This window comes from Nostoc sp. T09 (assembly GCF_002154695.1).
GTDB lineage: Bacteria > Cyanobacteriota > Cyanobacteriia > Cyanobacteriales > Nostocaceae > Aulosira.
Genome location: NZ_MTAV01000219.1, coordinates 1 through 5224 on the forward strand (window position 1 = coordinate 1; position 5224 = coordinate 5224).

5 protein-coding genes are annotated in these 5224 nt (G+C 42.4%); 3 read left to right on the forward strand and 2 right to left on the reverse strand.

Going from position 1 to position 5224, the window contains the following annotated elements; translation table 11 throughout:
- The first annotated feature begins 43 nt into the window (after positions 1 to 43).
- The 3 genes from BV372_RS32465 (at position 44) to BV372_RS32480 (ending at position 2129) form a co-directional block, all read left to right on the forward strand.
- Positions 44 to 502 carry an MFS transporter gene (locus tag BV372_RS32465; protein ID WP_256973591.1) on the forward strand — a complete coding sequence of 153 codons (459 nt, stop codon included), beginning with the start codon at positions 44 to 46 and terminating at the stop codon, positions 500 to 502.
- Positions 503 to 875: 373 nt separating this feature from the next.
- Positions 876 to 1694 carry an alpha/beta fold hydrolase gene (locus tag BV372_RS32475; RefSeq protein ID WP_086691292.1) on the forward strand — a complete coding sequence of 273 codons (819 nt, stop codon included), beginning with the start codon at positions 876 to 878 and terminating at the stop codon, positions 1692 to 1694.
- 42 nt (positions 1695 to 1736) lie between these two features.
- Complete coding sequence (locus tag BV372_RS32480) at positions 1737 to 2129, forward strand: hypothetical protein (protein WP_086691295.1); 393 nt, start codon at positions 1737 to 1739, stop codon at positions 2127 to 2129.
- A gap of 528 nt (positions 2130 to 2657) precedes the next feature.
- Here BV372_RS32480 and BV372_RS32485 read toward each other — a convergent pair.
- Together BV372_RS32485 and BV372_RS32490 are read right to left on the reverse strand one after the other, a co-directional pair.
- Positions 2658 to 3866, reverse strand: a complete 1209-nt coding sequence (locus tag BV372_RS32485) for a 4-hydroxy-3-methylbut-2-enyl diphosphate reductase (RefSeq protein WP_086691297.1) — start codon at positions 3864 to 3866, stop codon at positions 2658 to 2660.
- A gap of 77 nt (positions 3867 to 3943) precedes the next feature.
- A complete protein-coding gene (locus BV372_RS32490; RefSeq protein ID WP_086691299.1) occupies positions 3944 to 4795 on the reverse strand; it encodes an SGNH/GDSL hydrolase family protein in 852 nt (283 codons plus the stop codon).
- Between the last annotated feature and the right edge of the window lie 429 nt (positions 4796 to 5224).

Consider the following 5224-nt stretch of genomic DNA (forward strand, 5'->3'; position numbering starts at 1 on the left):
TTCTGGATGATTTAGCTTCTTTACTACTTGCTTATTCCGGAGAGTGACAGAAGAGGGTTATGTAGCAATCGGCTTTATGCTTAGTGGTTTTGGCTTAGGTGGATTGATTTACAGCCGTTCTGTCAATTGGTTGGTGCGGAAATTGGGAGAAAGCGGCTTGATGGGGGTTGGTGGGGTGTTTATGTGTATGTCTTTCTTAGCGATCGCATTATTGCAGAATTGGGTGCTGTTTATTCCCTTCAATATGCTCATGGGATTAGGCTTTTACATGATGCACAGCACACTCCAAACTCGAGCTACAGAACTTGCACCCGAAGCGCGGGGTACTGCGGTTTCGTTATTTGCGTTTAGCTTATTTATTGGACAGGGAATTGGTGCGGCGGCGTTTGGCAGAATTGTGGATCATTACGGCTATCTTCCTTGTTTTATTGTCACCGGAATTGCGATCGCCTTGCTTTCCCTGTGGCTAGTCAAGCAAAAGCAGCATATTGAATTCGGGTAAACTGTGATTGGGTACTTTTGCTAGAATTCTTCTCTTATTAATGAGTATTAAACACTCGTGAATGAGCCTTAACACCTCATTAATGAGTATCAAACACTCGTAAGCGAGTCTCAACATCTCGTGAATGAGTATTAAACACTCGTCAACGAGTCTCAACACCTCATTAATGAGTATCAAACACTCGTCAACGAGTCTCAACATCTCATTAATGAGTATCAAACACTCGTTAACGAGTCTCAACATCTCATTAATGAGTATTAAACACTCGTCAACGAGTCTCAACATCTCATTAATGAGTATTAAACACTCGTCAACGAGTCTCACTATCTTTTAGACTCACCTTCTGCCCTCTGCCTCCTGCCTCCTACTTACTATGCCCAGAGTTCACGTTAACGGAATCGATTTGTTCTATGACATTAAGGGCGCAGGTGAGCCTTTATTATTAATTGCAGGCTTTTTTTGCGATCATACCTATTGGTCATTGCTGATGCCGTCACTCGTGAAAGAGTATCAGGTAATTCGCTTGGATAACCGCGGCTTTGGGCGAACTTCTGCTCCTGATAATCCCTACAGTATTCAGCAGATGGCAACTGATACAGCCGCACTGCTTGAGCGTATCGACATCAAAAAGGTACATTTAGCAGGACATTCAATGGGTGGTCAAATTGCTCAAGAATTAGCATTAGCACACCCAGAAAAAGTACAAAGTCTAATACTACTCTCATCCTTAGCCAAGGGTGATGCTCGATTCAATAGTATTATCGCCACTTGGGGTGAACTCCCCGCCAATCTCGATCTAAAACTTTATCAGCAAGTTATATTGCCCTGGATATTTACTGATGCGTTTTACTCTATTCCTGAGATGATCGAGATGATTGTGAATTTGGCGATTAATTACCCATTTCCGCCAACTCCTCATGGACTCTATCATCAAAGCCGCGCTATCCTTGGCTGTGATACTACCCAACGCCTCAATGATATCCATTGTCCTACTCTGGTTCTAGTAGGTAAACAAGATATTCTCACCCCGGTGAAGTTTTCTGAGCAACTAGCTCAAGGCATTTCCAACGCTGAACTTGTCGTTCTTGAACGTGGTGGTCATGGCTTCTTGATTGAATCACCTGAGGCTGTCGCCTCAGTCATGCTCAAATTTCTCTCTTGTCTTCCGAAAAATGGGATGTCTTTGATGTAGCAACACAGCAGAAGCATACATTAGCATCTCAATTTAGTATTTATGAAATCTGCTCCCCTAGCCTTAAGCGTTATTATTGGTGCACTTACTATTACCCAAAGTGCTTATGCTAACCAAAAGAATTCTCCGACAGCAACAAATCAAAGCAATCAGGCTGCGGTTTTAGGAACAAAACCAGTCACGTTGGCTAGTAGATGGAGTTATAGTATCAACCGAAATAATGGTTTTAAAACAACTACCAATTCAATTGCGCTAGAGCAGGAGAGAGGATGCAAAAATCTTAACCCGTTTGAGATTCTTAAAAACCCAAATATTTTATTTAAGCAATGTCAGCAGCCAACACAGCAACAAACTGCTCAACTTGCTGAGCCAATTGAATATTTAAAGGTTCCTCGTCTTGATTCTGGTATTAAGGTAACTGTCTCTAAATTTTAAAAGGGAACGGGCAACAGAAATGTATATTGTAGGGTGGGCATTACCCACCATATGCCAATATGATTAAGAGGTTGTTTTAAAAGCCCTTAGTGATGTATCAAATAGTTTTAGATCCCCCTAAATCCCCCTTTAAAAGGGGGACTTTGAGAAGGGCTTCCCCCCTTTTTTAAGGAGGGCTAGGGGGGATCAATAAGTGCCTAAAATCACAACCTACCACTTTTCAAACATCCTCGAATTTAAAAGTAGCTTGGTTTATAAAAACCCTTAAATATTAATTAAAGATATTAATTTATCAGATTTATTAGCATTCAACGGCGGTTAATTATTCTGAGATGAATGGTATTGCACCATATCCGGGTTTTGGTGGGCAATGCCCACCCTACAAGTACTATAGCAATAATTAAAAGTTGCAAACCCGCATGGGCGGGTTTTAATTGTGTGTAAGGATGAACCGCAATTTCTAATCGCCTAATAAATTACGAAATCAGACTTCTCAAACATCATTTGACAAAGGTTTGAATAGCGACACTAAATCACCGAAGTTGTTGCTTTCAAAGCAAAAATTCTTTCAATGATATCTTCTACTACCTTATCGGGCGTGGAAGCACCAGAAGTAATTCCCACAACTATTTTGCCTTCAGGTAACCAGTTATCTTGGATAACTATCTCCCCAGTTAACTGTCGATGTTCAATGGATTTTTCTGATTTGATCCGCTCAACGCAATCAATATGATAAGAAGGAATTCCTCGCTCAAAAGCAATCTGTTGCAATTGTGTAGTATTGGATGAATTAAACCCACCAATTACTATCATTAAATCTAGGTTCTGTTGCACTAAGTCCAACATTGCATCTTGACGTTCTTGGGTAGCGTCACAGATAGTGTTGAAGCTTTGGAAATGTTGATTTATTTCAGTAGGCCCATACTTCTGCATCATTGTGCGCTCAAACAGCTTGCCAATCTGCTCAGTTTCACCTTTGAGCATTGTTGTTTGATTAGCAATTCCCACCCGTTCTAAGTCCTTATCGGGATCAAAATCGGCTGAACAAGCTTTAGCAAATTTCTGCAAGAACTCCTCGCGATCGCCACCATTGAGAATATAGTTGCTAACATATTCTGCTTCCCGCATATTTAGCACAATCAGATATTTCCCAGCAAAGGAACTAGTGGCAACAGTTTCTTCGTGCTTGTATTTACCGTGGATAATTGAGGTGTAATCGACTTTTTTGTGCTTCTCAACTGTATTCCAAACTTTCGATACCCAAGGACAAGTTGTATCGACAATTTTGCAGCCTTTATCATGGAGAATCTGCATTTCCTGAACGCTGGCTCCAAAAGCAGGTAAGATGACCACATCTTCGTCCTCAACTACAGAAAAGTCTTTTTTACCCGCGTTCACAGGGATAAATTTGACTTCCATCTCCTGCATACGTTGATTCACAGAGGGGTTGTGAATAATCTCATTTGTAATCCAAATGCGATCGCTTGGGAAGTGTTGACGGGTTTCATAAGCCATTGCTACTGCACGTTCTACACCCCAGCAGAAGCCAAAGGCTTGCGCTAACAGAATTGTGACTTCACCTTGTTCGAGGATGTAGTTGCGATCGCGAATTTGTTGGATTAAGCTACTTTGGTATTCAGACTGTAACTGGGTAGCCACTTCTGCTTGATGACCAAAGCCTTTGCGATTATAGTTTTCTGAATGTTGCAGGCTACGCTTAAAAGCTTTTGTATCCATTGGATTGTTTTAGTTAGTTCACCATTTCTCATTTTCTCGCGTCAAGACGCTAATGAGCTTGTGAAAGTGTCAATATCTCATATTTTGAGTTTGTCCTTGTTGTTTTGCTGCGGTTGGGGTTCTAATTCCGGTTGGCTATAAATCTGCAATGCAGTCCGCCAAACCATATAGCCTTCGGGACTTAGGTGTAAGCCATCGGTAGTAAATTCACGGCGGAGATTACCTTCCTGGCTGGCAAACAGGGGATATAAGTCGAGATATTTGACGCCTTGTATGGTGGCGATGGTTTGCAGTTGCTGATTGATCTGCTGAATGCGATTATTCGCAATAGCTAGCAGACGTTCTCGTCCTTCCCAAGTTGATTCTTCTCCCCCATGCGGCAAAATTGACTGGACAAATATTTGTGCTGTAGGATGCGCCCTTCGTAAGTAACGGATGATTTGCCGTTGATTTTCTAAAATTATCTCATCGCTTACACCCCGAATTAAGTCATTAATCCCAATCATCACAAAAATCACCTGTGGCTGGGTGCGGTCAAATAAATTTAATCTTTTTAACAGTCCTTCAGTAGTTTCGCCAGAAATTGCTTGATTGAGCCAATATCTGTTCTCAGGTAATAATTCTGAGGGAAACCATAGACTCAAAGAATCTCCAGCTAGTATGCTCAGATGCTGAGGAGGTTTCTGTGCAGCCACCTTAGCTTCTGACTTGAGAATATCTACCCACTGTTGGTAATTGAGTTGGTGACGGGGGCCTAACTCCGGTTTAGTAACCTCGGGTTCACTGGTTGTATCCGCAGTTGGTGAGGCAACAATATTGGTCAATCTCTGCTGTTGCCAAATTAGCAGGATAATCGCCAACATCAGCAGACCGTTGGTTACTAGCGAGAAAAATCCCCAGATAGGAAAGGTTTTTGCAGAAATGGACACGACTAGTAAAATTTACCAATAATTGGAATCAAATTTGAGCTTCATCCCCCGATTGAAGTACGGGAAACTTAATGCTACTCAGGTTGCTCACAGCAGTGATTTCCCTGTAGTGCTTGGTATCATAACTCAGAGAAATTAAACTGCGTACATCTAGAGAAAATTTTGAGACTTGATTGTAACAGTATCCGAAAACTTGCTACCTGACCCTAGGGGTATGAAACATCAAAAAGCAGGGGGAGAAGGGGGACAAGGAAGTGTGGGGAGTGTGGGAGAGGGTGGGGAGAAGGGGGACAAGGGAGTGTGGGAGAGGGTGGGAGAGGGTGGGGAGAACTGATACAAGGTGAGACAGCGCTGCGGGAGGGGAGCCACTGCGTTGGTGAGGCAGTCCGGTCTTGGGGGTCTCCCCCAGGAGGAACTGCCGAAAGGGTT